This is a genomic window from Psychromonas sp. Urea-02u-13 (assembly GCF_002835995.1).
Taxonomy (GTDB): domain Bacteria; phylum Pseudomonadota; class Gammaproteobacteria; order Enterobacterales; family Psychromonadaceae; genus Psychromonas.
The window spans coordinates 1-216 of record NZ_PJBZ01000026.1 but is presented as its reverse complement, the minus strand read 5'-3'; the positions used below and the strand labels follow the sequence as shown (position 1 = coordinate 216).

The 216-nt window shown below is 43.5% G+C and carries 1 pseudogene; it reads right to left on the bottom strand.

Annotated elements, in window-relative coordinates:
- Positions 1-136, bottom strand: a pseudogene (locus CXF74_RS00075) (transposase); the annotation flags it as partial.
- Positions 137-216 lie beyond the last annotated feature (80 nt).

Sequence of the window (216 nt, the reverse complement as noted above, 5' to 3'; positions counted from 1 at the left end):
ACTGGCGACGGTGCTCGAAACTTTGTCCTGAATATTTATCATTACCACACAAAAAGGCACGACGCACACAACGGGATATACAATGGTAGTAAGGGGTATCAGCAAGTGAAATTAGCGTGTCGCGGGATTGTGTCATAAAACCTCCAAGGGAAACCTATACTGTTTATTTAACCATAGGTTACTCTTGAAGTTCAGTCAAAAAGAGTCGGGTGTCCC